Genomic DNA, 24,790 nt, shown 5'->3' with positions numbered 1-24,790 from the left:
TGAGAGCAATGCAATACAAGCTGCTGCGCTTCGCTGCGCAGCAGCGGCAGAAACGCGCGCCGGATAACCCACACTGCCCTGCCGCACGGCAGCCGCACGTTATCGAAACAACGCGCCAGCAATGGAAACTGCCCCGGCCCTGAGCCGGGGTTTTCTTGGCAGGGAGAAGCCATGCAAGAGAAAATGAATTGGGTCCGCTTGGATAAGTACTGTGAGCTGTCCGGCGACACCAAACACGCTGTCTATTTCCGACGAAAAACTGGCATATGGAAGGAAGGCATACACAGCAAACTCGACCCGCAGAATCGAATCTGGGTCAACACTGAAGAGGTAGAAAAATGGGTGCACCTGTCGCAACCCCAAAACTCCCGCCAGGCATCAGCATACGCTCGTTGAAGTCAGGGGACCGCCTGCAGATTGCATTCAGCTATCGCGGCCAGCAGTGCCGCGAGCTGCTGCCAGAGCGCAAGATCAACAAGACTTTCATCGACTATGCGAACGGACTGCGGCTTGAGATCAGGCGGAAGATTGCCGATGGCACGTTCGTTTATGCTGACTATTTCCCTGAGTCGCCACGCGTAGCTCAGTTCGAGCCGGCAGCAGCACGGCTGACCATGTCCACTTTGCTCGATAGCCAACTGCGCCACTATGCCCAACAGGCTGAGAACGGAACAATCTCGCCCTCAACCCTGCTCGGCTACAAGAAGCTGATCGAGGGCAGGCTTATGCCGCACTGGGGTGGTTTCGTTGTGACCGACATTACGCCGTCAGATTTGAGGCAATGGATTGCTGGCCTCGGCGTCACCGCCAAGACAGCACGAAACATCCTGTCGCCGCTTCGCTCGGTATTTGACGATGCGGTCAATGACGAGATCATCATGTTTAACCCCCTTGACCGCATCGCGCTCTCGAAGATCTTGCGCCAGACATCGAAGAAGTCAGAGTACGAAGTTGACCCATTCGACGCAAACGAGACTGCAGCGCTGCTGCGCCACGCACGCGCTGACGAACGACCATTCATCCAGTTCTGGCTGGCTACCGGGCTGAGAACAGGCGAAATCCTTGCTCTGCCCTGGCGCAACGTGGACTGGATCAATGGCGCTGTTCGCATCGACACCAATATCGTCACCGGCATTGTTGACGGCAAGCAAGCTCAGATCGAGAAGCCGCCAAAAACCGCAGCCGGCATCCGCGACGTGGTGCTGACAGATGAAGCAATGCAGGCGTTGCGCCAGCAGAAAGCCGTAAGCTTTTTGGCGGATGGCCGCGTCTGGATTAATCCGAGAACGGGCGAACCCTGGACTACCGAATCGCAGATCCGCAAAACGCTGTGGGCGCCGCTGTGCAAACGAGCTGGCGTGCGCTACCGAAACGCCTACCAGATGCGCCACACGTTCGCCAGCACTTTGCTGACGGCAGGCGCGAACCCGTTCTGGATTGCCGGACAACTTGGGCACGAGGACGGCGAGATGGTTTTCCGGGTTTACGGTAAGTGGATCGACGCAAATTTCAAGCGCCAGAACGGTTTCACACCGAATTCACACGGAGGCCATGATGCGAACATCTCTGCGTCCGCAGGTGGTTGATTTTGCACGGGGACGCGGGAATCCAGCAATTGCTGTCTGCGGGTTCAATTCCCGCCGGCTCCACCATACACAAGGGCTCGGATAGTCTCCGGGCCCTTTTTCTTGCCCGAAATCCCCGCACCACGCGGGGTTCCGGCCGTCTGTGCTGCGGGTGGCCTGCTGCCGAAACGCCCGAAATCGGCCACTTTCTCGGCCGGAGCTGTCTCTGTTCTCCGTTTGGCCTGCGGGTAGGCGCAGATGGTGGCCTAGCAAAATCAACAACTTACGCGCGTCGGTTCATCGTCAACCAAGGCCGCCGGTCACCACCGCAACTAGACAGCGTGCGTCACTTGTACTAACATTGCGGCAGTTGATCTAACAAAAGAGGTGCTGCCATGACTGCCGTTGCATCGTCGCCTTCCGCCCGTTCTTCCCGACTTGGGCTGCGCGCCACCCCCGAACAGGAGGTGGTGCTGCGCCGTGCCGCCGAGGTGGCCCACAAGTCGCTGACCGACTTCATCCTCGACAGCGCGTGCCTGGCCGCCGAGCAGACCCTGCTGGACCAACGATTGTTCATGGTCTCGGGTAGCCAGTACCAGGCCCTGATGGATCTGCTGGATCGCCCCGAACAGGCCAACGAGGGTTTGCGCGACCTGTTTGCCCGTAAGGCGCCCTGGGACACGAAGTGACGTTGCGCGCACCGGAGCCGCTGGCCGCGCAGCATCGGCTGGAAGGTTTTGATTGCGGCAAGCCCGCGTTGAATGACTGGCTGTTGCGCCACGCCCTCCAGGCGCAGGGCAGCGGCTCGGCCAAGACCTTTGTCGTTGCCGAGGACGATGGCCGCGTGGCGGGCTACTTCAGTCTGACCGTGGGACAAGTCGACACGCTGGAAGCGCCAGAGCGCATCCGCAAGGGGATGGGGCAGTATCCGTTGCCAGTGGTGATTCTGGCGCGGCTCGCTGTCTCGGTAGCGGATCAGGGGCGAGGCATCGGCTTCGGTTTGCTGCAGGATGCGATTCGCCGCACGATGCTGATTGCCGAGCAGGCCGGCATCCGCGCCATGCTGACCCATCCCCTCGATGACGAAGCGGCGAGGTTCTACACCCGGTTCGGGTTCATCGCGTCACCGCTGCGCGATCAGCAATTGCTACTGCTCTTGAAGGACGCCCGTCGCTGGGTCCGCTGAACCATGACCATCGAATCACTGCCCACTTTTACCAAGCCGGCCCGCCAGCGCTGGGAGTCCATCCCTGCCGACATTCGCTAGCGGCTGCTGTCCAACGTCTGGTGCGGCCAGTGCCGTCACGAAACCACGATCACCCATTTCAGCGGCACCATTAAGGGTGGCGACTTGCTGCTGGTGGGCCAATGCGCCGAATGCCGCAGTGATGTGGCACGGGTCCTCGAGGGCTCGTAACTCGGTCAGGCGTCGAACCCCGCCACCACCTCCCGCTGCGCCACCCAGTCGGTCGGCAGCGGATTGCGCTGGAACCACAGCAGGCTCATGCACTTGGGCTGCTGCCCGGCCAGGATGCTCTGGATGATGGCCGGCTCCAGCAGCGTCAGACGCAGCAGCTCGTTGACCGTCGAGTGGTGCAGGCCTTCGCGCTGGGCGATCTCGCTGCCACTGCCGACCACACCGTCGTCGAGCAGTTTCTGCCAGTAAAAGGCCCGCGTCAGTGCCACGAGCAAGGGCTGGTCGATCTGAGTGGCGACCTTGCCCGGCGACTCGACCGCCCCATCCGGCCGCACCACCACCTTGCTGGCGCCGCGCTTCCTGATCTTCAGCGGGATGAAGGTGGACAGCTTGACCTCGCCGCCATCCCGGCGTTCGCGGGCGATGGCTGCGCCCAAGGGCTGCACTTTGGGCTTCATGCCTCCACCTCCTGCTGTTCCCATTCCTGCAATTCCGCGCCAATGGTGCCGGGCAGCAGTTCCCCGGCCAGTTCCTGCCAGCCCTGATCGCGCCAGATGATTTCCAGCCCGCTGTCGGCAATCACTACACGGTCGATCAGTAGCTGCGCCAGTCGACACTGTTCAACGGGGAACAGCTGTTGCCACAGGCCCGCCAGATTTCGCATCGGAAGCACGACCTCAGGCTCCGACAGGTCTGGACGGGTTGTCCGAATCCGATCCCACACCGACTGAACAATTTGCGGGGCCGATAGCGACGCCACGATCTGCTGGGTCACCAATTCCTCGATGGGGGCCGCCGGTAACGGCCCGTGGCTGCTGGCCCACGCACCAAAGCGCCGGTGTTTGATCGGGCTGTAGTAGCGGTAGGTCTTGCCCTTCTTGACCGTGTAGCTCGGCACCAGCCGTTCACCATCAGGCGTGAACAGCAGGCCACGTAACAACACTGGCTCACGCTGGCGGTCGTTGGTTTCGCGCCGCCGTTCGATGCCATCGGTGGCGATCAGTGCGTGCACGGCATCCCACTGCGCCTGCGTCACGATGGCCTGATGCTGCCCGGGGAAGCTCTTCCCCTTGTGGACGATCTCGCCCAGGTACATCCGGTTGTGCAGCATCTTGTAGATCGTCTGCTTGGTGAAGGGCTTGCCACCCTTGGTGACCACACCTTCAGCGCCGTAGGCCTTGGCCATCAGCGTGGCCGAGCGCACGGTCACGAAGTCATCAAAGATGCGGCGGACCAGGGCAGCCTCTGTTTCATTGATCACCAGCAGTCGGTCGCGCACGTCGTACCCCAGCGGCAACGGCCCACCCATCCACATTCCCTTGGCCTTGCTGGCGGCGATCTTGTCGCGGATGCGCTCGCCGGTGACCTCGCGCTCGAACTGGGCGAAGGACAACAGCACGTTGAGCATCAGCCGTCCCATCGAGGTGGCCGAGTTGATCTGCTGCGTGACGGCGCTGAAGCTGACCCGGTGGCGGTCGAACACATCGACCATCCTCGCAAAATCCGCCAGCGAGCGTGACAGCCGGTCGATCTTGTAAACCACCACGATGTCGACCTTTCCGGCCTCGATGTCAGCCATCAGGCGGCGCAGCGCGGGCCGGTCCATGTTGCCGCCGGAGTAGCCGCCATCGTCGTAGTCGTCGGCCACGGCGATCCAGCCCTCGTGGCTCTGGCTCTTGATGAAGGCGTGCCCGGCTTCCTTCTGGGCATCGATGGAATTGAAGGACTGGTCCAGCCGTTCGTCGCTGGACACGCGGCAGTAGACCGCGCAGCGCTTGGGCGGAACGAGTAAAGGCGCGTTCATTGACCATCCCCTTTGCCGCCGCGCAGACCAAAGAACTTCGGCCCATTCCATCGCGTACCGGTGATGTGGCGCGCCGCCGCCGACAGGCTCTTGAACACCTGGCCATCCAGGGCATACAGACCATCGGGCGTGACCGTCACGCGGTACTCGCGTTCATCCCATTCCCGGATCAGCGTGGTGCCGGGCATCAGCAGGGTCTGCGCGCTGCGCCCCGCGGCCGACTTGATCTTGGAATGCTTGGCGCCGGCCTCAACCAGCAACTTGCGGATGTTGGTGGGCAGTGCGCCGTAGGTCAGCTCCTGGATGCGGTAGGCCAGACGCGATTCGACGTAATTGCGGTTGCGGTGGCTGGGCCGCCGGGGAAAGTGCTGATCCCACAGCGCCCAGAGCTCGGCCATCGGCAGGGACGGCAGTGCGGCCAATTGGGCCGAGATGCTGCCGTTGGGTGTGTCCGTCATTTCGAATTTCTCCTGTGGTTGAGACAGGTCCATGAACGCGCTGTGGCGGCCAGAAGCCAAGTCAAACCGCGCTCTTTCGATCAGGTGGTAACCGGTAACCCGGGTGGTAACCCGGTTTCAGGTTCTGTCGCTGACGGGGCAGCGCGCCCGCGCCCCCCGTATGGGTTTCTCTGAAGGAAGGACCCATTTCACCGGCGCCGTGTTCGTTGCCGCTGCCATGGGTATTTGCGTTGCCGTCTGCGCCACCAGCGCTCCAGCCGAAAGGTCAGGCGCAGCGCGGCCAGCAGCCAGCGTTCCCACCACACCCGCACCCGACGGCGCAGTACCGGGCGGCGCAGCCTCCGCACCGGCGCAAAGGCCTCACGCCCCGGCGTCGTCCACGTCGGCTCGTCTGGTGCCGTGTTGTCCGTCCACGGCGTGACGGGGCGTGCGTCAGCGGCGTGTGCGGCCAGTGGCAATGACTGCTGTCGGACCGGCAGGCGATCCAGACCTTCTGGCCCTGGCGCGATGCGCGGCGACAGCGGCCCGAAGCGATCCGGCAAGCGCGGGCGGGAAGGCTGGATTTCCATGCGGCACCCCTCACACATCCACGCGCACGACGGTCGACAGGCCGTGGCCGGGGTCGAGGTGTTTCTTCGGCGGATTGGGATCGGGGGCGTAGATGCGGCGTTCGTCGCTATTGCCTTTGGGGTGATAGACCTTCAGGCCCCAGCCGTCGAAGCCCGCGCTGCGCAAGGCGTTGTCCAGTGCCGTGACCAGTTCGCTGTCGGTGCGAGTGAACTGGTCATTCAGGTCTCGCAGTTCCTCAAACGTCAGCCCTTCGATGAGCGTGGGCAACAATTCGCCGTCGCGCGCACGCCCGATCAACTCGTGGTCATAGCGGGTGCAGGCATCGCCCGTCACGCGGGTGTGGGTCAGGCGTACACGCTGAAGCAACACGCCTTCCACACTCTGCATCTCGCGCCAGGCCTGAACGAAGTGCTTCGCCGCCTCCAGCATCCGCTGCGCGCTGGGTCGGAAGATGCGGCGGATTTCCTGATCGATCAGCGTCTCATCCAGCCCGGCCACCATCTGCCCGGCCAGTTCGTTGAGGTACTGCTCCAGCGCCTTGACGCGGGTCGGCGCTTCCTGCACCTGCTGCGTGGCCTTCACGCGCGCGGCTTGTTCTTGTGCCAGCGCCTGCTGGTGTTCTTGATCGAACTTGGCCAGCGCATCCGCATCGCCCAAGGCCGCCAGTACATCTCGCTGAATGGTCAGCGTCATCTCCGGCTCGGCGGGTTTGTCCCAGCCACAGGTGATGCGGTTGGCGGCGACCAATGCGGCAATGGCCTGATCGTATTGGGCGTTCTGCTTACGCAGACGCTCGAACATTTGCGCCACGGCGCTGACGTCCCCGATTTCATTCAAAGGGGATTCGGTATTCGCTGTGGCGTCGGTGGATTTCTTGCTGCGGCGGATCAGATTCACGGCGGGCTCCTGTCGAAAATAGAGAACGGTTCAGACAGGTGTAATGGTCCGCGTGGAGACAGTTCAGGTCGATCAGGGCGGAGCGGGTGGCTGAGGGTTTGCGGGCACGATTCAGTCGTGCTCGGCCTCGATATCCGGGGCACTGTTGTAAAAAAGCCCTGAAGCAGATAGCAATTTAGAGTAACGCTTGGGGGCTATTGGTGCCCGTTTCGCACAAAAGCGAATTTTGGCCATTTGCCTTCGGAAATCAGCAGGCGAAGAATCTCCTCATTGCGGGCGCACATCCCTCTCGACGGAACAGCGTCCCCCACTGACGACAGGAGATTCCGATGCAACACACGCTGCCCGAACTGATCACCCCGCGCACCCTCGCGGCCCGCTGGGGCCTTTCCGAAAAAACCCTCGAGCGCTGGCGCATGACCGGCAATGGCCCGACGTTTCTCAAGCTGGGCAGCCGGGTGCTGTACCGCATGGATGATGTGTCGGCACACGAGGCACAGCGCACCCGCCGCTGCACCGCAGGGCAGTCTGTCAGCGAAGGAATCTGGCAATGAACCGCGCCCAACGCCGTCAGCGCGACCACCTCACCCGGCAACTGCGTGCCCACATTACCGAACACGGCATCGAGGCCATGCTCGACAAAATGTTCGGCCCGGGCAGCTGGCGGTACGACGCCCGCGAACAGTTGTGGATCGTGCCCGATGCCGAGGACACCGGCCCCGGTCGCGCCTACTACTGTGTGCGCGCCAATGGTGACTGGTTCAAGGCCCGTCTGGGTGCGGAGCACACGCAATGATGGCGACCACAACCCAAGCCACCACCGTGGCCCGCCATCCCTTCTTTGATTTCAACGATGCGGCCGATGTCATCGTGCCTCGCCACGACAAAGACGAAGTCCGCGCTCGCTTGCTGGACCAGCTGGAGTCGGTGCTGCTCTACCTGTTTCCACGCGGCAAACGGCGCGGCAGCCAGTTTTTCATCGGCAATCTGCACGGTGAGCCGGGCGACAGCCTGGTGGTTGAATTGGCTGGCCCCAAGCGCGGCCTGTGGATCGACTTCGCCACCGGCGAATCGGGCGATGTGCTGGCGCTGTGGGCCAGCACCCGGGGCTACCACTTGCCCGCCGATTTCAGCGACCTGCTGGAAGACGCGGGCGATTGGCTGATGGTGCCGCGTATGGTTTCCGCTCCCGCAGTGCACACCAGCCGTGCCTACGACGATCTCGGCCCGCACACCGGCAAATGGGATTACCTGGCCGCCGATGGCAGCCTGCTGGCCTGCGTCTATCGTCACGACACACCCACCGGCAAACAGTACCGCCCTTGGGATGTGCGGGCACGGGCGATGCGGATGCCGGAACCGCGTCCGCTCTACAACCTGCCCGCCATCGCTACAGCGGATGCCGTGGTGCTGGTCGAAGGTGAAAAGTGTGCCGACGCCCTGATGCAACTGGGCATCGCAGCCACCACCGGCATGGGTGGCGCGGCCACGGCCATCGATAAAACCGACTGGATGCCGCTGGCAGGCAAGACGGTCGCCGTCTGGCCCGATCACGATGAAGCGGGCGCGCGCTATGCCGCTGCCGTCATCCAGAAACTGGCGAGCATCGGGGCCACGGTCCGGCGCGTCAGCGTACCGCAGGACAAGCCCGCGAAGTGGGATGCTGCCGATGCCGTGGCGGAAGGCTTTGATGTCGAAGCGCTGCTGCGCGCCTCCCAGCCGGTCACCGACATTGCCACCGCCACCCCGGCGCTGGACATCACCCGCTGGCGCGCAGCAGATCGCTTCATCGGGCAGCCCCAGCAACGCCGCTGGCTGGTCGAAGGCGTGTTCCCCCAGGCACAGGCCGCTCTGATCGCTGCTGCGGGCGGGGTCGGCAAATCGTTCCTGCTGCTGGCGCTCACGCGGGAGGTCGCAGCTTTCGACGGCGTCTGGGCCAATGCGCCGACACTGTTCGGCGGTGCCTTGGCTGGTCATGGCGTAGCGATTTACATCACCGCCGAGGACGATGCCATCGAGGTGCACAACCGGCTCAACGCCTTGGGCCCGATTCCCGACCGGCTCTACGTGCTGCCACTGCCCGATGCTGGAGGCGCGGTGCCGCTGTTTGCACCTGATCCCGCCACCCGAGGCCCCGCGACCACGGCGGCGTGGATGGATCTGGAGCGGCAACTCAAGGCCATGCCCAGCCTGTGCCTGGTGGTGCTCGATCCGCTGCAGCCGCTGTGCGCGCTGGATTTGAACGTGCCGGAGAACGCCCAGTTCGTCTGCTCCCGCTTGGCTGCGCTGGCGGCCAGTACGGGCGCATCGGTGATCGTGTCGCACCACTTTGCCAAGCGCGAGGCCTCCACGCCTGAGCAGGCCCGCGAGGCGATCCGGGGCACCGGCGGCTTGGTCGATGGTGTGCGGGCGGTCTACGCCCTGTGGCACCCCAAGGAAGATCAGGCCAGGAAGCTCTGCGAGGCCTTGGGCGAACCGTTTGAGCGTGGCCGCGTGGTGATGGGCGGTGTGGTCAAGGCCAATGGCCGCGCCAACCTGCGCGTGACCACCTTCTTGCGCGGCGTCAGCGGCTTGCTGATCGATTGCAGCGACCGTCTGCGCCAGACCCGGCCGGAGCCGGATGACCTGTTGCCCGCGCTGAAAGCCGCCATCGCCCGTGCCGCGCGGGATGGCCAGCCTTACACCAAGACCGGCGGCAACGGCCTGTACGAGCGCCGCCATGAACTGCCTGAGGCCTTTCACGCCATCGGCAAGCATCGGCTCACCGGCTGGGTGGATGCCTTACTGGCGCAGGGTGAGCTGATCACCGCCATGGCCGAAGGCTCGAAGCTGGTGAAGTGGCTCGACATGCCCGATGGCCCGGTCGCCCAAGGGCAGGCGGTGTTTGTCACCGGCCACCTGACCCGCTCCAGCGCCGGTCGGCCTGTCGTCGAGTAATGCTTCCCGCCCCCAATAATCGTTCCCGGCTTCCCGCTTTCCCACCGGGAACGCTCAGGGGGTGGGAATGATTTACCGCCAGCAAACACAAGGGTTTAAATCGTTCCCGGGGCAAATCGTTTCCAGCGGAGCTGGTAAGGATTAAAACCCAATGAAATCAACGCACTCCCGGGTTCCCGGTGATTCCTCTCTAAAGAGAGGGTGAGCATTGGGAATGCTCACCTCACTCGCGTGGATGAGGTCGCGATTTGCGACCCCATCGACCGCCACAGGCAAAACGGGTCCTTCCTGGCGATATTCCAATACGGGGGGCGCGAGCGCAGCATTGAGCTACCGTCCGACCAGAAAACAAGGTTTGCAGGGTTTGCGGTTCGCACCCGGCAGCGCGGGCCAGAGGGCCAAAGCCTCGCCAGCGCGGGCGTGTACGGGATGGCGGCAACGCAGAAGGTGCGCACCTGGGTGCGTACCCGGTTTGCAGGTTTGCACCCGACCGCGCGGAAAACGGCCAGGGACGAAAACACAATGCTGCTGCGGGGTTGCGGCTGATTCGCCGCCTGGATTGCTGAAATCGGCCCACGAGCGTTTTGCACACCGTCTGACGGATCGGACACAGATTGTCGTAACTCCCTGTGAGGCGCACACGCACGCGCACGCGTAGGAGTTACGACGTAGTCCGTCCGATCCGTCAGACGCGCCGGAGCATCAGCGCGGGAGGGCCTCCAGAAACTGGACACCCTTGGCCACCAATCAGAGCGCCCGGTACACCCGTTCGCCGCTGTCGTTGTGCGCCAGCACCACGTTCAGGCCCAACTTCTTGCGCAGCATCCCGGAAATTGCCCCGCGCACGGTATGGTTTTGCCAGCCGGTGGCCAGCATCAGTTGCAGGCTGGTCGCACCCTGCGGGCGGCGCAGCGCCACCACGAGGGCGGCGAGTTTGGTGCCGGGGCGGATCGGGATGCCCTCCAGAAGTTGGAGGTCGTCGGTGGCGTCCATCGGCTGGACGTCATCCGGCGGCACGGGTCGTTGCAGGCCGATGGCCGCATAGCCCGCGTCGGTCAGCACGTGGCCGCTGTCGGCAGGGTCGATCCACCCGCGCTGCAGCAGTGCAGTCAGCACCTTGACCCGCGCCCCGCCGCGCATGTTGGCGGGCGGGATCACGCGCCCATCGGCACGGCGGGCCGCAGTACGCAGCAGCAGGCGTTGCGCCGGGGAGAGCTTGGGCAGGGTGTCCATCATCGCCCCCTCACTTGGCCTGGCCGTCGAAGATCGCCAGCAGGTCGTCCAGCGCCTGATCCATCCGCCCGAGGTCACCCACGTGCCCCCAGTGGATGGCGTCAGAGTCGTGGCGGAAGTGGTCGTCGGCCAGTTGCCGCAAGGCCTCGATCTTGTCGAGGATCAGCGGCAGGCGCTGCAGGTAGGTGTCGAGGGCTGTGGGCTGGGTGGTCATGGCGGGCTCCCGGTTGATGGATGACGCCACCATTCACGCGCTGAACCACAAGCAAGCCAAGCTAAAGATCATGCTCTGGGCATCGGGCGCTCGCCGGCCACGCGCCAAACTGATAAATTACGTCCTTTACGACTGAAACCGACTTTATGCCGCCCAAGCCGCTGTCACCGGAGCATTGCCATGACCGCTGAACCATGGGTATCCGTGGACCAGATTGCCGAGCATCTGGGTGTCACGCGCGATTCGATCTACCGCTGGATCGACCGCAAGGGCCTGCCTGCACACCGCGTGGGGCGGTTGTGGAAGTTCCAGGTTTCCGAGGTGGACGACTGGGTGCGCGCCGGTGGTGCGGATGAGCATGCGGCTCAGGAAGAAAAGGGCTCGTGATGACTGGGCCCATCGAATTGCTGAATGAACACGAGTCTGTTGCCCGCGTGGGTTGGCAGGCCAAAAGGAGGGAAGTTTGTCCGCCATTGATACCCTGATCGCCCAAATCAGCGATCCGCGCCTGCGCGAGCGCCTTGCTGCCGAGTGGGACAACGCGAAGAAAGAAAAGAAATTCGGTTTGGTGTTCGAAGATCACCTGCCCGAGTTGTTGCCACTGCATGGTGCCAAGCCACGCAAGGGCGATCTGGTGTGCCGCCGTCAGGGTGCGCTGAAAGATGTATGGCAAATCAAGTCCATCCATGCGGGCGTGGCCACCTGCGTTAAACCCAGCAACGAAACGCACCCCAGCGATCCCACCCGTGCTGCGGCAGAGCCGGTGCAGTTGCCGGTAGATGAGCTGCTGGTGGTGCGGGAGTTTGGCGAGCCGATCTTCCCCGCGCTGGTGCCGGTAGATGCCGTGGCCAACGGCCCGGCAGATGCCCCCTGGCACACGCTGATCGAGGCCGACAACTACCACGCGTTGCAACTGCTGGACTATTTGTATGCCGGTCAGGTGGATTGCATCTACATCGACCCGCCCTACAACACCGGCGCGCGCGACTGGAAATACAACAACGACTACGTGGACGGCAACGATGGCTGGCGGCACAGCAAATGGCTGGCCTTCATGGAAAAGCGGCTGAAACTGGCCAAGAGACTGCTCAAGCCAGGCACCGGAGTGCTGATCGTCACGATTGACGAGCACGAGGTGCATCACCTTGGGATGCTGCTGGAGCGGGAATTTCCGGAGGCATACCGGCAGTTGGTAACCATCGTTATTAACCCAAAAGGTGTAACTCAGGGGCGTTTCTCTAGGGTTGAGGAGTACGCACTTTTTTGTTTTGGAAACCAAGCATTCGTAAACAGCTTGGGTGATGACCTGCTTTCGCCAGCTAAACCTGGCACAAATACGACTCCGCGATGGAAGGGGCTTCTTCGGTCAGGTACAAACGCGCGCCGCCAGGATCGACACAAGATGTTCTTCCCCGTGCTTATTGATACTAAGCGGAATGCCATTGTTGGGGCTGGTGATTACCTTCCTTTGGATCAAACTCCAGACTTGGACGCGAAAGTTGACGGTTTTGCCGCTGCTTGGCCGATTCGCATGGATGGAAGTTTCGGGAACTGGGGCGTTGGTCCTGAATCGTTGCGTGGATTGATTAAGAAAGGCTACGTAAGCCTAGGCGGTTTTGATGAGAGCAGACGAACTTGGGGTATCTCGTACCTTAGTCGCAAACTTCAACTGCAAATTGAAAGTGGCGCGATTCGGGTCGTCGAGTTTGACAAGCTACGCAATGTTGTAAGCGTTGAATACGCTGAGGAGCGCGAACGACAGATCAAAACCGTCTGGCATCGCAGTGCACACGATGCCGGGGCCTATGGCGCTGACATACTCAAATCGATCTTTGGCGAAGGACGAAAATTCTCGTTTCCCAAATCGCTCTATGCCACTCGCGATGCAGTCGCAGCCGTTGTCCGCGATCGCCCCAACGCACTGATCGTCGATTTCTTCGCAGGCAGCGGCACCACGCTGAATGCCGTCAACCTGCTCAACGCCACCGATGGCGGGTCACGCCGCTGCATCCTGGTCACCAACAACGAAGTCTCGGCAGAAGAAGCCGCCGCGCTGAGCGCCCGCGGTCTGCAACCGGGCGACGACGAGTGGGAGGCGCAGGGCATCTGCCGTTCGGTGACCTGGCCGCGCAGCAAGTACACCATCCTCGGCCAGCGCGACGATGGTTCGGTGCTGACCGGTGAATACCTGACCGGCAAAACGGTGGAGCGGGAGAAAGCGCGCAGCTTCACACAGATCGGTTTTGTCGATCCTGCGCAGCTCGACACGCTGCCCAAGAAAAAGCAGGTGGTGGCGCTGATCGACGGCTTGCCGCAAACGCTGGTGAAAGACCCGTGCCGATTCATCGTGTCGGACGACCACAAGGCCAGCGTGTTGTTTGACCCGGCAGCCGCAGAAGATTGGCTGGAGGCGCTAGACGGGCAAGAGCACATCACTGACTTCTATATCGTCACGCCCGTCAAGCGCGTGTTTGAGCAGTTGAAAACACTGGTGACCGAGTTGCTCGGGCCGATCCTGGTACCGGAGGAAGAAAAGCGCCCGATGAGCGCGGGTTTTGCCGCCAATCTGGCGTACTTCAAGCTAGATTTTCTGGAAAAGGAGCGCGTTACCTTGCGCCAGGCCTTCCGCGAAATCCTGCCGCTGCTGTGGTTGAAGTCGGGCGCTTTGGGGCCGCGCCCTGAACTGCCCCGTGGAGAGCCCGAACCTGTGGTGTTTGCACCGGAGGGCAGCAATTTCGTGGTGCTGCTTGATGAAACCCGCATGGGCCGCTTGCTCAAAGCGCTGGAAGGCCGCACAGGCCAACCATGTTTGAGGCAGGTGTTCATCGTCACCGATGCGGACGAATCCTTCAAAACCATGGCGCAAGATGTGCGCGAGGTGGCGGGCCAGGCCAATCCCGGCTTGGGGGTGGTGCAGTTGTACCGCGATTACCTGCTCAATTTCATGATCAACAAGAATCAGGACCGCGCTGCCGGTCACACCGATATCCAGGGAGCGCGGGCATGAAGGTCACGCTGTTCGATTTTCAGAAAGACGCGCTGGGCAAACTACGCGATGCCTTGGTGAGCGCCCGCAAGAGCGTGTCGCCGGATAACCAGCAAGTCGTGGCCTTCTCGGCCGCTACGGGCAGCGGCAAGACCATCATGATGACGGCGCTGTTCGAGGCCATTCTGGACGAGCCCGATGACCAGTTGGCCTGGCCGCTGGATTGGGCGCCGCAGCCCGATGCCGTCATCCTGTGGGTGTCGGACATGCCCGAGCTCAACGAGCAAACCAAGCTCAAGATCGAGAGCAAGTCGGACAAGGTGTACCGGGTTAATCAGCTCATCACCATTGATGCGCATTTCGACGCGCCCCTGCTGGATGGCGGGCGCATCTATTTCATCAACACGCAGAAGCTGGCCGTAAATCAACCGCTGACCAACCGTGGCGACGGACGGCAGCATTTGATCTGGGAAACGCTGACCAATACGGCACGGGCGATTCCGGATCGCTTCTATGTGGTGATCGACGAAGCGCACCGCGGCATGACCTCGGGCAAGGGAGCGCAGGCTGCGCAAACCTTGATGCAGCGCTTCTTGCTGGGGTACCCCGAGGTGGGCCTGGTCAAGATGCCGATGGTGATTGGCGTCTCGGCTACGCCCAAGCGGTTTCTGGATTTGATTGCCAATGCCGAACACACCGTGACCACGCACAAGGTGGCCGTACCGGCAGAAGAAGTGCGTAAATCCGGCCTGCTGAAAGACCGCATCCTGATTCATCACCCTGAAGCTGCCACGACAGCCGAGATGGCGCTATTGGAAGAAGCCGCCCGGCGCTGGGGACAGATGACGGCCGCCTGGGGCGCGTATTGCCATGACGAAAAAGAGCAAATCATCTGGCCGGTGCTGGTGGTGCAGGTCGAAAACGGTTCCGACCGTCAACTCACCAAGACCGATCTTGGCGCAGCGCTGACCGTGATCGAGAGTGCCATTGGCCGTCGCCTGAACGAAGGCGAGGTTGCCCATGCGATGCACGACACGGGTGACCTGGACGTGGGCGGCCGCCGGGTGCGCAAGGTCGAAGCCTCGCGGATTGATGCGGACAAAAACATCGGTGTGGTGTTCTTCAAGACCAGCCTGTCCACCGGCTGGGATTGCCCGCGCGCCGAAGTGATGATGTCGTTCCGCCGTGCGGAGGACCACACCTACATCGCCCAGTTGCTGGGCCGGATGGTGCGCACGCCGCTGGCACGCCGCATCGAAAAGGATGCGGCGCTCAACGATGTGCATCTGTTTTTGCCCTACTTCGATACGGGGGCCGTGGAAAGCGTGGTGGCCTCGCTGCACAACGCGGAAGATGTGCCGCCCGCCGAAACCGGCTCCAGCCGCAATCTGGTGGTGCTCAAGCGGCGCGAAGGCTGCGAGTCCATCTTTGCGGCACTTGATGAAGTGATCACCTACCGCGTGAATGCTGCTCGAGCACAAAGCCCGCTGCGCCGGTATATGGCCATCTCACGCAGCCTGACCATCGATGAGATCGATGACGATGCCTGGGGCCAAGCCAAGCAGCAGATTGTTGAGTGGATGGGGCAGCAGGTCGCCGCGATCAAGGCGGCAGGCCAGTTCGATGCTGCGGCCAAAGCGATCACGCAGGTTGGCCTGCGGACCCTGGCTGTCAATAACGGCGCTGGCGTAGCTGAGCCGACTGCGGACTATCACATTGATGCCTCGGACGTAGACATTGATCGGCTGTTTGAAGAAGCTGGTCGCGCCTTCAGCCATGGCCTGCAGATGGAGTACTGGCGCGCTCACGCGGATCGCGATGCGCTGGATGTGAAGGTCGAGGCCATCGTTCTGGCCCGCAACGCGGCAGAAATGGCTGTTCTGGAATCCAAGGCGGAGGCGGCCTTCGACAGCCTTTATGACCAGCACAAGAAGGCCATCTACAAACTCAAGGAGCAGCGACGCGTCAATTACGAAAAGCTGCGCCTGGCAACAGCCAAACCTAGCGAAGTGCCGTGGCATTTGCCGGCATCCATCGACTTCAAGCGCCTGCCGACTGATCCGCTCTGGGAGCGGCATCTGTATGTGGAGGGTAACGGCCAGTTCCGCGCCGAGCTGGGCAGTTGGGAAGCCGGGATATTGAAGGAGGAGCTGGCCAAAGCCGAAGTGGTCGGCTGGCTGCGCAATCTGGATCGCAAACCGTGGTCGCTGGAAATCCCGTATGAAACTGGCAGTGACGTGCGTCCGATGTTTCCGGATATGGTCGTGGTGCGCAAAGTCGGCAGCGACTTCGCCATCGACATTTTGGAACCCCACGACCCTAGCCTGAGTGACAACTTTGAGAAAGCCGTCGGGCTGGCAAAGTTTGCGGAAAAGCACGGCGCGCTGTTCGGGCGCATCCAACTGATCCGCAAACAGTCTTCCGCGGGTGGCGAGCATTTCGCGCGCCTGGAGATCAATCAGGCCGCCACGATTAAAAAGCTGTTGCTGATCACGAGTAATCCGCAGCTCGACGATCTGTTTGCTGTTGCATCCAAGTAATCCCAGGGAGTGGAAATGAGTTCAAGTAAAAAGGGGCAGATCGAGAGCGCCAAGATCGTCATTGGCGAGGTGTTCTCGCGTTTCTGGTTCCGCATCCCGGATTACCAGCGAGCCTATGTCTGGGGCAAAGATGAGATTTCCGAGCTGATCGATGATGTGAATTACGCCAGCGAGCACAACCCGGAAGGGCAGTACTTTCTGGGTTCTATGGTGCTGCGCAAGGCAACTCGCACCACCGACGGGGTGAGCTTTGAAGAGTACGAACTACTGGATGGCCAGCAGCGTCTGACCACGTTAATGCTGATGCTGGCCTGCATCCGTGACCGAGTGACGGATGACAAGCTTAAAGCCGCTTGCCGTGAAATGCTGTTCCAGGAAGAGAACAAGTGGAAGAAGATTCCCGGTCGCAATCGCATCGTCTATGACATTCGCGATAACGTTGGCACCTTCATCGAAAGTTACATCAAGACTGATGGTGGCTCTCAGAGCCCGGATTTGGTGGGCATCGCAGCCAGCAAGAACCTGTCGCTGTCGAATATGGCCGCAGGCTTGCAGACCATACATGCCAGTATTGATGACACCACCCGTTTTCCGTCTGAGGCAGACTTTGACCGCTTTGTGGGATATTTGCTGAACAACGCACTGTTCATCTATGTCTCCACCGAGGATCTGGACGACGCTTTCCGCCTGTTCACCATCCTTAACGACCGGGGCATCCCCCTGTCGAACAGCGACATCCTCAAGGCCAAAAACCTTGGCGCCATCAGCAAGGACAGTGAGCGCACCAAATGGGCCGAATACTGGGAGGAGGTCGAGGGCGAGATGGGTCGTGATGAATTCGACCGATTCCTATCCCTGGTGCGCACGATCTACGTGAAAGATAAGGCGCGCGAAGGTCTGCTCAAGGAATTCGACGAGCGCATCTACGGTGCCAAACCACCGTTGCTGGCGCTGGGCACTGACAGTTTTGAGGCTGTCAAAGCCTACAAGGACGCTTTCGACGAGGCAATCCAGTTTGATGGCCTGCCAACCAGCCTTGGCAACGCGTACCGCAACCGCATCAACGTGATGCGCCGTGGCTTGCCTGCCACCGATTGGATTCCACCGGTGCTGGCCTGGTATCGCAAATTCAAGGCTCAGAAACTGCTCGATCTGATCGAGCGCATCGATAACAAATTTTCGGCCGACTGGATTGTGCAGCTGACACCAACCCAGCGGATCAGCAACATGAACGAGGTGCTCAAGGCCATCGAGTCAGCCAGGACTCCAGACGAGGTCTTGGCCAGCAGGGTTTTCGATTTCGACTCTAAGCAGCTGATGGATCTGCTCGACGGTGCGATCTATGGGCGGCGCTTTGCCAGGTATGTGCTGTTGCGTTTGGAATATCTGCTGGCCAGTCATGCCGCACCCTTGAACTTGCCCGACGAGATCAGCGTCGAGCACATTCTGCCGCAGACACCGGGCAAAGCCAGCCAATGGCTCAAGGATTTCACCGATGCGCAGCGTGAGGTATGGCTTCACCGGCTCGGCAACCTGATGCTTCTGTCACGACGTAAGAACACGTCGCTGGGCAACCTGGACTTTGCCGATAAACGGGTGCGTTACTTCGAGGACCGAGTTGAAAGCTTGCCAAACTCCCAGCGTCTCCTGGCCTTGGGTACCTTCACTCTGGGTGATCTAGAGGTGCGGCATAAGGATTTGCTGAATCGTCTGGCCGGGTCATATGGGATCAAAGCATGACTCCGCAGCTGGTGGGCGGGAACTGGATTCTCGTTTGTATGTTTGCGACGGAGTTCTTGGCCCCGACTTTTAAACACAGCGCAACGATTCGGCCCAGGGAGTGAAGCGCGTGGCAACGAAGAAAACTCCGAAATCGACCCCCAGCTGGAGCGACGTTAAAACCAAACTGGCCGACTTCGACCGCGCTGGCCTGATGGGGCTTGTGCAAGACCTGTACGCCGCCAGTAAAGACAACCAGGCATTCCTGCACGCCCGCTTCGGACTCGGCGAAGATGTGCTCAAGCCCTACAAGGCCGCCATCGACCGCTGGCTCTGGCCCGACGTGTTCAAGAACCAGGACACCTCGGTAGCCAAGGCCAAAAAGGCTATTTCGGATTACAAGAAAGCTGTCGGGCAACCCGACGGACTTGCGGAACTGATGGTGTTTTACTGTGAGCGTGCAGCCGGGTTCAGCAACGACATTGGCCTGCAGGACGAGGGGTACTTCGACGCACTGGTGCGAATGTTCGAACAGGCCTTGAAGGCGATTGCTGCATTGCCCGATGCGGCGCGATCCACGCTCTGGGGACGTCTGTGCGTGGTTCGAAACATCAGCCACAACTTTGGTTACGGCGTAGGCGACGATATGGATGAGTTGCTTTCCGAGTACGGGGTCGATGACTGAACGGACAGCTCTCTCAACTTTGCAGGCCGAAAACGCCCGCCTGATCGCGCTTCTTGAATCCCACGGCATTGAGTGGCGTGCGCCGCAATCAGCTATCGTTGTGGCGAGGGAGCCGGAACCGTCCCGGCTTTCCACTGCCGAAAAGGTGGCGCTGTTCCGCCGTCTGTTTCGAGGCCGCACCGATGTCTATCCAGTTCGATGGGAAGGCAAGACCTCAGGCAAGTCGGGCTACGCACCAGCCTGCGCCAATGAGTGGCGCGCCGGTATCTGCGAAAAGCCGCGCATCAAATGCGGCGATTGCAGCAATCGCCTGCTGATCCCACTGTCCGATGCGGTGATCTACGATCACCTGGCCGGCGAGCACACAGTAGGCGTCTATCCGCTGCTGGAGGATGACACCTGCTATTTTTTGGCTGTGGATTTCGACGAGGCCGACTGGAGCGACGACGCGAGAGCGTTCATGCGGTCCTGCGAAGAGCAGGGTGTTCCGGCTGCGCTGGAAATCTCGCGGTCCGGCAATGGCGCGCATGCATGGGTGTTTTTCGCCAGCCGGGTTTCAGCGCGTGATGCCCGCCGCTTGGGCACGGCCATCATCACCCATACCTGCGCTCGCACCCGGCAACTGAAGCTGGAATCCTATGACCGACTGTTCCCGAACCAGGACACCATGCCCAAAGGCGGGTTCGGCAACCTGATCGCCTTGCCGCTGCAGAAAGGTCCGAGGGAGCAGGGTTTCAGCGTCTTTGTCGATCCCGATCTGCGACCGTACCCTGATCAATGGGCGTTCCTCGCGTCCATCCAGCCGATGGCCGCGCACGATATCGAGCCGACCATCCTCCGGGCCTCGGGTGGCGTCCATCCGCTAGACGTCACCTTCATCGACGACGAGGACCTGGCCACGCCCTGGAAGCGCGAGAATACATCGGCCAAGAAACTGGCCGGTCCGATGCCGAAGTCACTGACCGTCACGCTGGCCAATCTGATCTATTTCGAGAAGGCCGAGTTGCCGCAGGCTCTGGCCAACCGGCTGATCCGGCTGGCGGCTTTCCAGAACCCTGAGTTCTACAAGGCCCAGGCGATGCGGATGTCGGTGTGGGACAAGCCGCGCGTCATTGGATGCGCCGAGAGCTATCCCCAGCACATCGCCCTGCCGCGCGGTTGCCTGGATGCCGCGCTGTCCTTGCTGCGAGAGAACGGTATTGCCTGTGACCTGCGAGACGAACGCTTCGGCGGCCAGCCGCTGGATGTGTCTTTCGTCGGCAGTCTGCGCCTCGATCAGGAAGCCGCTGTTGCAGGACTGCTCACCCACGATGCTGGCGTGCTGTGCGCGCCAACTGCCTTCGGCAAGACGGTCACCGCCGCCGCGATGATCGCCCGGCGGGGCGTCAACACCCTGGTGCTGGTGCATCGCACGGAGTTGCTCAAGCAATGGCAGGAGCGCCTGCAAGCTTTTCTGGGTGTCGCCAAGGGCGTGGTCGGCACCATAGGCGGCGGCAAGGCCAAACCGACTGGCAAGATCGACATCGCGGTGATGCAGTCCCTGTCCCGCCAGGGTGAGGTGAACCCGCTGGTCGAGGACTATGGGCAGGTGATCGTCGACGAGTGCCACCACGTCGGCGCAGTCTCCTTCGACGCGATCCTCAAGCGGACCAAGGCGAAATACGTGCTGGGCCTGACGGCGACCCCGATTCGCCGCGACGGGCAGCAGCCAATCATCTTCATGCAGTGCGGGCCGATCCGATACACGGCCGCCAAGCCAGCCGGGGCACCGCGTGATCTGGAAGTGCTGCCTCGTTCACGCTTCGGCCGGATCGACGTGCCGACCGATGCTGGCATTCAGGACGTCTTCCGGCACCTCGCCAACGATTCGGCCAGAACAGCTGCCATTGCCGCCGAGGTGCGCGATGCCGTCGCGCAGGGACGCAAGGTGCTGGTCCTGACAGAACGCACAGAACACCTCGATGCCATCAAGACGGAACTCGACAGCCTGCAACCGGCCCCGTTCGTCTTGCACGGAAGAATGTCCAGGAAGCAACGAGCGACGCTGGTCGCGGACCTGGATGCACTACCGCCCGACGCGCCGCGCGTCCTTTTGTCCACCGGCAAGCTGGTTGGCGAGGGATTCGATCACCCGCCGCTCGACACCCTGGTTCTCGCGATGCCGGTGTCTTGGAAGGGCACGTTGCAGCAGTACGCCGGGCGCCTGCACCGCGAGCACGCCAGCAAGACTGACGTGCGGATCATCGACTTCGTCGACACCGGTCATCCGGCGCTGCTGCGGATGTGGGACAAGCGGCAGCGTGGCTACCGGGCGATGGGGTATCGCATCAGCAGTGAAGATTTGAAGTGAGGTGTGAATTCGCCAGTGCCTGCAGCAACCCGCGCCAGTGCTCATAAGCTCGGGAGGCCGGTCGGCAGATGGTCAGCCACCCACCACCACTTCCCAGAAAAACCAACCGGTTTCCGGTTGGTTTTTTTTCGTCCAGCCGGCACTCTTAAACCCGTCCCAGCATCTCCCTGGCGTAGGCCAACCAGACATGGCCAGGATCGACGCAGCGGGCGTGGGCATCGAAATGATCATGGCCGGGCAGGATATTGATGGTGGCTGACACACCGGCGGCCTGCAACCTGGCGCACAGCGTGACGGCCTCGCTGGCGAGATTGCCCAGGTCATGCTGGCCTGCGGTAATGTGAAATGGCACCGCCCTCGGACTGACGTGCGACAGCGGGCTGGCCGCCGGCAGGTCGGCCGACTCGGGAACGAAGGCCGCACAGATGGCAGCGGCGAAGCGGTTGCGCTCGTCGCTGGTGTCATACTGCAAGTCGTAGAGCCCGCTAATCGGCAACACGCCACGGATGCAATCGACCCCCAACCCTTCGGCTGCCAGCCAGCGTGGGTCCAGCGCCACCAGGCTCGCCAGGTGTGCGCCGGCCGAATGCCCGGACAACAGAATGCGGCCGGGATCGCCGCCGAATTCCGCGATGTGCTGTTGCACCCATTTCAGGGCCGCTGCGACATCCTGAACGGCAGCCGGATAGACATATTCAGGCGCCAGGCGATATTCCACCGATACCAAGATAGCCGGCTGTGGCAACAGCGCGGGTGCCATGAATCCCGCCCATTCTTTGTAACCACCGACCCAGGCGCCGCCATGCACAAATACCAATACTGGCAGGCCGGTGCGCTCGCCTGCCGGCGCATAGATGTCCAGCCGCTGGTCGGGGTGGCTGCCATAGGCACGGTCTGCGCTCAGGCGGATGCCGGGCAATGCCGCAGCAGCCCGCGAGCGCGCCAGCACAGCGTCGGAATAGGCATCGGCTGCCGGAAAATGCATGGGGGGACGCTCAGGTAACTGATCAAAAGGCATCTCGTACTCCTCAATGGTTGGTTGAATGGCTGCACTTCAACGCGCAGCCGTGGCGGCTTCGCAGCGGCCTGTCTCCTGCACTGTCTCAAGCCGCCACGCGCCTGCCCAGCCAGGGCGCGGGCGCCCAGTCCGTACGCACGATGGGTTCGGACATGCCGGGACCACAGATTTTTCCGCCCAGCCAGGCATTGCTGGACACACTGCGCAGCAGGCGCGTGCGTTCTTCATTGGGCAGGGAAACCAGCTCTCCCCACATGCAGGACCAATACTGGCATTCGTCCGTCAAGGGACGTACCGCCGCCTCCCAGGCCTTGAGCGCGTCCGGGATGTCGCGCCTGTCCGTGACGTTTGCCATGTAAGCGGCCAGCGCCATGCCATTCTGCATGGCCATGCCGCCGCCCTGCCCGAAGTTGGGCGGCTGGGCATGCGCCGCATCGCCCAGGATGCAGGCGCGGCCTGCCGACCAGGTGTCGCACTTGACGATGGCATAGACATTCCACAGCACTTCGGCGTCGATGCGGTCGAGCAGAAAGCGCCAGTGCGGGAAGTCCGTGCGCCAGCAGTCAAGGACAGCCGGGTCACGCGCTTCGTCGTCGCGCTCCGGGCATGTCAGCGCCAGATAGATTTCCTCGCTGTTGATGGGCGTCACCAGCAGGCGCCGTCTGCCATTCCAGTTCTCGAAGCAGCGGCCTCGATCCGCCGGGTCCAGGTCCTCCTGCTTCGCCTTGACGATGGTGCGCAGTGCTCCTTCAGGTGAACGCAGGAACGAGGTTTCCAGTCCCAGCGAGCGGCGCACCGGGGAGCCTGCCCCGTCACAGCCCACCACCAGGTCAGCCCGGACCCGGTCGCCATTGGCAAAGGCCAGGCTGCCATCAGCGCGCGCACCCACGACCTGCGCATGGGTGACGATGCGCACGCCCGAGCGGCGCGCGGCTTCTTCCAGCCCCGCCAGAAGATCGGTGCGCGCCACGCACAGGATGTCCAGCCCCGGCGGCACGAAGGCCGGGGTCATCATTTCATTGTCCTGGTTACGGTTCTCCACCCCCAAGGACCAGAACGGATCGCGCAGGGCACGTTCGTAGGCGCCGATGTCGCGCAGTACCTTGAGGCCATTGGTCCAAAGGTAGATGCCGGAACCTGTCACGCGCAAGACCGGGTTGGATTCGTACACTGTGACGTCCCAACCGCGCTGCGCCAGCGCTGTTGCCGTGGTCAGCCCGCCGATGCCGCCACCACTGATGATTGCTTTCATGCTCATGTCTCACTCCTGGAGGCCCGTGCCTGCACGGGCATATTGAGGGTCGCTGCTGCGCTGGACGACAGGCCGCCGTCCGGCCCATCCGTCATCCCTGACGCAAAGCCCGGCCATAGCTGATCAGGCCCACGCCTCCCATCCACTCCTCCACCGCCTCGTAGAGCACGATGTCTGCCGGTTCGGCGCGCATGGCGCCCATCAGGGCAACCCACAACATCATTTCCAGGCCGCCGTCGCCCCCCTCGGCACGCGCAGCTTCGTGCGTCAGGCTGCTGAAGTAAGCCACATCGCCGGCCGCCAGCTTTTCAAGGATCATGCGATCCCATTCCACATTGATGAGCGGCCGGCCAGAAGCCACCATCTGGTGCTCGCGTTCCAGCAGCGCCATGGGCAGCGCAGGGTCCAGGCGCAAGGCATCGCGGCCCAGCAGGTGCAATTGTTCCAGGCGCGGCACCAGCGGGTCGTCGGCGCTCATGTCATTGGTCGTGATGGGCGGCCAGTGGGAAATACCACCACTGGCCATGAACGCCACGCGTTCCCCCCGGCCATCAACCACTCGGCGCACGGCAGCGCCCAGCTCATAGACCCGGCGCCAGCTCGGCAGCGGCGGCAGGAAGCAGTTGACGTAGATCGGCACAACGGGAATGTCCAGGTCTGGCCAAAGATATTTCTTCGGAATCAGGACGTTATGTACGAATTCGGCTTCATCGAACAGGAAAGGCTCTATACCCTGCTCCATCAGGCCCTGGTAGATCGCATTAGCCACTTCCGGATGGCCCGGCACCGGGCCGCGCTGCATCTGTATCCAGGCTTCGGTTTCCGGCGTCGGACCCCAATGGGTCGCACCGGCCCCTACCGCAAATGCCGGCATGCCTCGCCGTGTGAACATGTCGAAGTGGTCGTTCACAAAGGCGATCATCACGTCCGGACGTGCAGCACTCACCTGCTGTTTCACTACCTCGAACCCTGCCAGGATACGGCCGATCTGTTCGCGGCTGGGCCGGTCCATCAGGTTGCCCAGGCCGGGCGTATGGGTGATGCCGAAAGCGGCAGCCACTTTGTCATGCGTTTGGGTCATCTCTGTACTCCTCTCTCTTTCTGGTTCGTCTCTCCCGATGGCAACGCCGCCGGGAAGAAACATC

The 24,790-nt window shown here is 62.0% G+C and carries 22 protein-coding genes; 12 read left to right on the top strand and 10 right to left on the bottom strand.

From position 1 onward, the window contains the following. The first annotated feature begins 338 nt into the window (after positions 1–338). The 3 genes from ACNA1V_RS04140 to ACNA1V_RS04130 all read left to right on the top strand — a co-directional run bounded on the left by ACNA1V_RS04140 (position 339) and on the right by ACNA1V_RS04130 (position 2,751). Complete coding sequence (locus ACNA1V_RS04140; RefSeq protein WP_415832309.1) at positions 339–1,586, top strand: Arm DNA-binding domain-containing protein; 1,248 nt, start codon at positions 339–341, stop codon at positions 1,584–1,586. A 374-nt stretch (positions 1,587–1,960) separates the two neighbouring features. Continuing rightward, a complete protein-coding gene (locus tag ACNA1V_RS04135) occupies positions 1,961–2,254 on the top strand; it encodes a type II toxin-antitoxin system TacA family antitoxin (protein ID WP_284466361.1) in 294 nt (97 codons plus the stop codon). Next, positions 2,251–2,751 (top strand): GNAT family N-acetyltransferase, encoded by a 501-nt coding sequence (locus tag ACNA1V_RS04130; protein ID WP_415832308.1) that lies wholly within the window; start codon positions 2,251–2,253, stop codon positions 2,749–2,751. The genes ACNA1V_RS04135 and ACNA1V_RS04130 overlap by 4 nt, the downstream gene beginning before the upstream one ends. A gap of 236 nt (positions 2,752–2,987) precedes the next feature. On the opposite strand, the gene ACNA1V_RS04125 is transcribed toward ACNA1V_RS04130, so the two are convergent. From ACNA1V_RS04125 to ACNA1V_RS04105, 5 genes are all read right to left on the bottom strand, one after another. After that, on the bottom strand, positions 2,988–3,440 hold the full coding sequence (locus ACNA1V_RS04125) for a hypothetical protein (RefSeq protein WP_047349152.1): 453 nt from the start codon (positions 3,438–3,440) through the stop codon (positions 2,988–2,990). Further along, positions 3,437–4,786: a recombinase family protein gene (locus ACNA1V_RS04120; RefSeq protein WP_415832307.1), complete on the bottom strand. Its 1,350-nt coding sequence runs from the start codon at positions 4,784–4,786 to the stop codon at positions 3,437–3,439. Before ACNA1V_RS04120 ends, ACNA1V_RS04125 begins: the two co-directional genes overlap by 4 nt. Continuing rightward, positions 4,783–5,244: a DUF2924 domain-containing protein gene (locus ACNA1V_RS04115; protein WP_047349177.1), complete on the bottom strand. Its 462-nt coding sequence runs from the start codon at positions 5,242–5,244 to the stop codon at positions 4,783–4,785. Before ACNA1V_RS04115 ends, ACNA1V_RS04120 begins: the two co-directional genes overlap by 4 nt. A 188-nt stretch (positions 5,245–5,432) precedes the next feature. Beyond that, positions 5,433–5,813, bottom strand: coding sequence for a hypothetical protein (locus tag ACNA1V_RS04110; RefSeq protein WP_157497240.1), 381 nt, complete (start codon positions 5,811–5,813; stop codon positions 5,433–5,435). 10 nt (positions 5,814–5,823) lie between these two features. Further along, positions 5,824–6,711: a hypothetical protein gene (locus tag ACNA1V_RS04105; protein ID WP_047349150.1), complete on the bottom strand. Its 888-nt coding sequence runs from the start codon at positions 6,709–6,711 to the stop codon at positions 5,824–5,826. 329 nt (positions 6,712–7,040) lie between these two features. On the opposite strand from ACNA1V_RS04105, the gene ACNA1V_RS04100 reads away from it, so the two are divergent. Genes ACNA1V_RS04100 through ACNA1V_RS04090 form a run of 3 tightly spaced genes read left to right on the top strand, consistent with a single transcriptional unit; the run spans position 7,041 to position 9,648 of the window. Then, positions 7,041–7,265 (top strand): helix-turn-helix transcriptional regulator, encoded by a 225-nt coding sequence (locus ACNA1V_RS04100; RefSeq protein ID WP_239883035.1) that lies wholly within the window; start codon positions 7,041–7,043, stop codon positions 7,263–7,265. Beyond that, complete coding sequence (locus ACNA1V_RS04095) at positions 7,262–7,507, top strand: hypothetical protein (protein ID WP_047349148.1); 246 nt, start codon at positions 7,262–7,264, stop codon at positions 7,505–7,507. The genes ACNA1V_RS04100 and ACNA1V_RS04095 overlap by 4 nt, the downstream gene beginning before the upstream one ends. After that, positions 7,504–9,648 (top strand): AAA family ATPase, encoded by a 2,145-nt coding sequence (locus ACNA1V_RS04090; RefSeq protein ID WP_415832306.1) that lies wholly within the window; start codon positions 7,504–7,506, stop codon positions 9,646–9,648. Before ACNA1V_RS04095 ends, ACNA1V_RS04090 begins: the two co-directional genes overlap by 4 nt. 747 nt (positions 9,649–10,395) lie before the next feature. Here ACNA1V_RS04090 and ACNA1V_RS04085 read toward each other — a convergent pair. Beyond that, a complete protein-coding gene (locus ACNA1V_RS04085; RefSeq protein ID WP_415832305.1) occupies positions 10,396–10,884 on the bottom strand; it encodes a DUF3489 domain-containing protein in 489 nt (162 codons plus the stop codon). Between the two features lie 7 nt (positions 10,885–10,891). Further along, positions 10,892–11,095, bottom strand: a complete 204-nt coding sequence (locus tag ACNA1V_RS04080) for a hypothetical protein (RefSeq protein ID WP_415832304.1) — start codon at positions 11,093–11,095, stop codon at positions 10,892–10,894. Positions 11,096–11,275: 180 nt separating this feature from the next. Here ACNA1V_RS04080 and ACNA1V_RS04075 point away from each other — a divergent pair, with 180 nt between their 5' ends. The 6 genes from ACNA1V_RS04075 (at position 11,276) to ACNA1V_RS04050 (ending at position 21,375) form a co-directional block, all read left to right on the top strand. Then, positions 11,276–11,482 carry a helix-turn-helix domain-containing protein gene (locus tag ACNA1V_RS04075; RefSeq protein WP_009517698.1) on the top strand — a complete coding sequence of 69 codons (207 nt, stop codon included), beginning with the start codon at positions 11,276–11,278 and terminating at the stop codon, positions 11,480–11,482. A gap of 76 nt (positions 11,483–11,558) precedes the next feature. Beyond that, complete coding sequence (locus ACNA1V_RS04070; RefSeq protein WP_415832303.1) at positions 11,559–14,102, top strand: site-specific DNA-methyltransferase; 2,544 nt, start codon at positions 11,559–11,561, stop codon at positions 14,100–14,102. Continuing rightward, on the top strand, positions 14,099–16,621 hold the full coding sequence (locus ACNA1V_RS04065) for a DEAD/DEAH box helicase (protein WP_415832420.1): 2,523 nt from the start codon (positions 14,099–14,101) through the stop codon (positions 16,619–16,621). Before ACNA1V_RS04070 ends, ACNA1V_RS04065 begins: the two co-directional genes overlap by 4 nt. 15 nt (positions 16,622–16,636) lie before the next feature. Continuing rightward, positions 16,637–18,361 (top strand): DUF262 domain-containing protein, encoded by a 1,725-nt coding sequence (locus tag ACNA1V_RS04060; RefSeq protein WP_415832302.1) that lies wholly within the window; start codon positions 16,637–16,639, stop codon positions 18,359–18,361. 109 nt (positions 18,362–18,470) lie between these two features. Then, positions 18,471–19,025 carry a hypothetical protein gene (locus ACNA1V_RS04055; protein WP_009517702.1) on the top strand — a complete coding sequence of 185 codons (555 nt, stop codon included), beginning with the start codon at positions 18,471–18,473 and terminating at the stop codon, positions 19,023–19,025. Continuing rightward, complete coding sequence (locus tag ACNA1V_RS04050) at positions 19,018–21,375, top strand: TOTE conflict system archaeo-eukaryotic primase domain-containing protein (RefSeq protein ID WP_415832301.1); 2,358 nt, start codon at positions 19,018–19,020, stop codon at positions 21,373–21,375. The genes ACNA1V_RS04055 and ACNA1V_RS04050 overlap by 8 nt, the downstream gene beginning before the upstream one ends. Positions 21,376–21,520: 145 nt before the next feature. Here ACNA1V_RS04050 and ACNA1V_RS04045 read toward each other — a convergent pair whose 3' ends face one another. The 3 genes from ACNA1V_RS04045 to ACNA1V_RS04035 form a co-directional block, all read right to left on the bottom strand. Continuing rightward, positions 21,521–22,393 (bottom strand): alpha/beta hydrolase, encoded by an 873-nt coding sequence (locus tag ACNA1V_RS04045; protein WP_415832300.1) that lies wholly within the window; start codon positions 22,391–22,393, stop codon positions 21,521–21,523. A gap of 85 nt (positions 22,394–22,478) precedes the next feature. Next, positions 22,479–23,651: an FAD-dependent oxidoreductase gene (locus tag ACNA1V_RS04040; protein WP_415832299.1), complete on the bottom strand. Its 1,173-nt coding sequence runs from the start codon at positions 23,649–23,651 to the stop codon at positions 22,479–22,481. Positions 23,652–23,736: 85 nt separating this feature from the next. Beyond that, positions 23,737–24,726 (bottom strand): DODA-type extradiol aromatic ring-opening family dioxygenase, encoded by a 990-nt coding sequence (locus ACNA1V_RS04035; protein ID WP_068366289.1) that lies wholly within the window; start codon positions 24,724–24,726, stop codon positions 23,737–23,739. Positions 24,727–24,790 lie beyond the last annotated feature (64 nt).

The organism is Kerstersia similis (assembly GCF_965139615.1).
In the GTDB taxonomy this organism is placed as follows: Bacteria; Pseudomonadota; Gammaproteobacteria; order Burkholderiales; family Burkholderiaceae_B; genus Kerstersia; species Kerstersia similis.
Note: the sequence above shows the minus strand (reverse complement) of the source record. Positions and strands in the feature narration are given on the sequence as shown.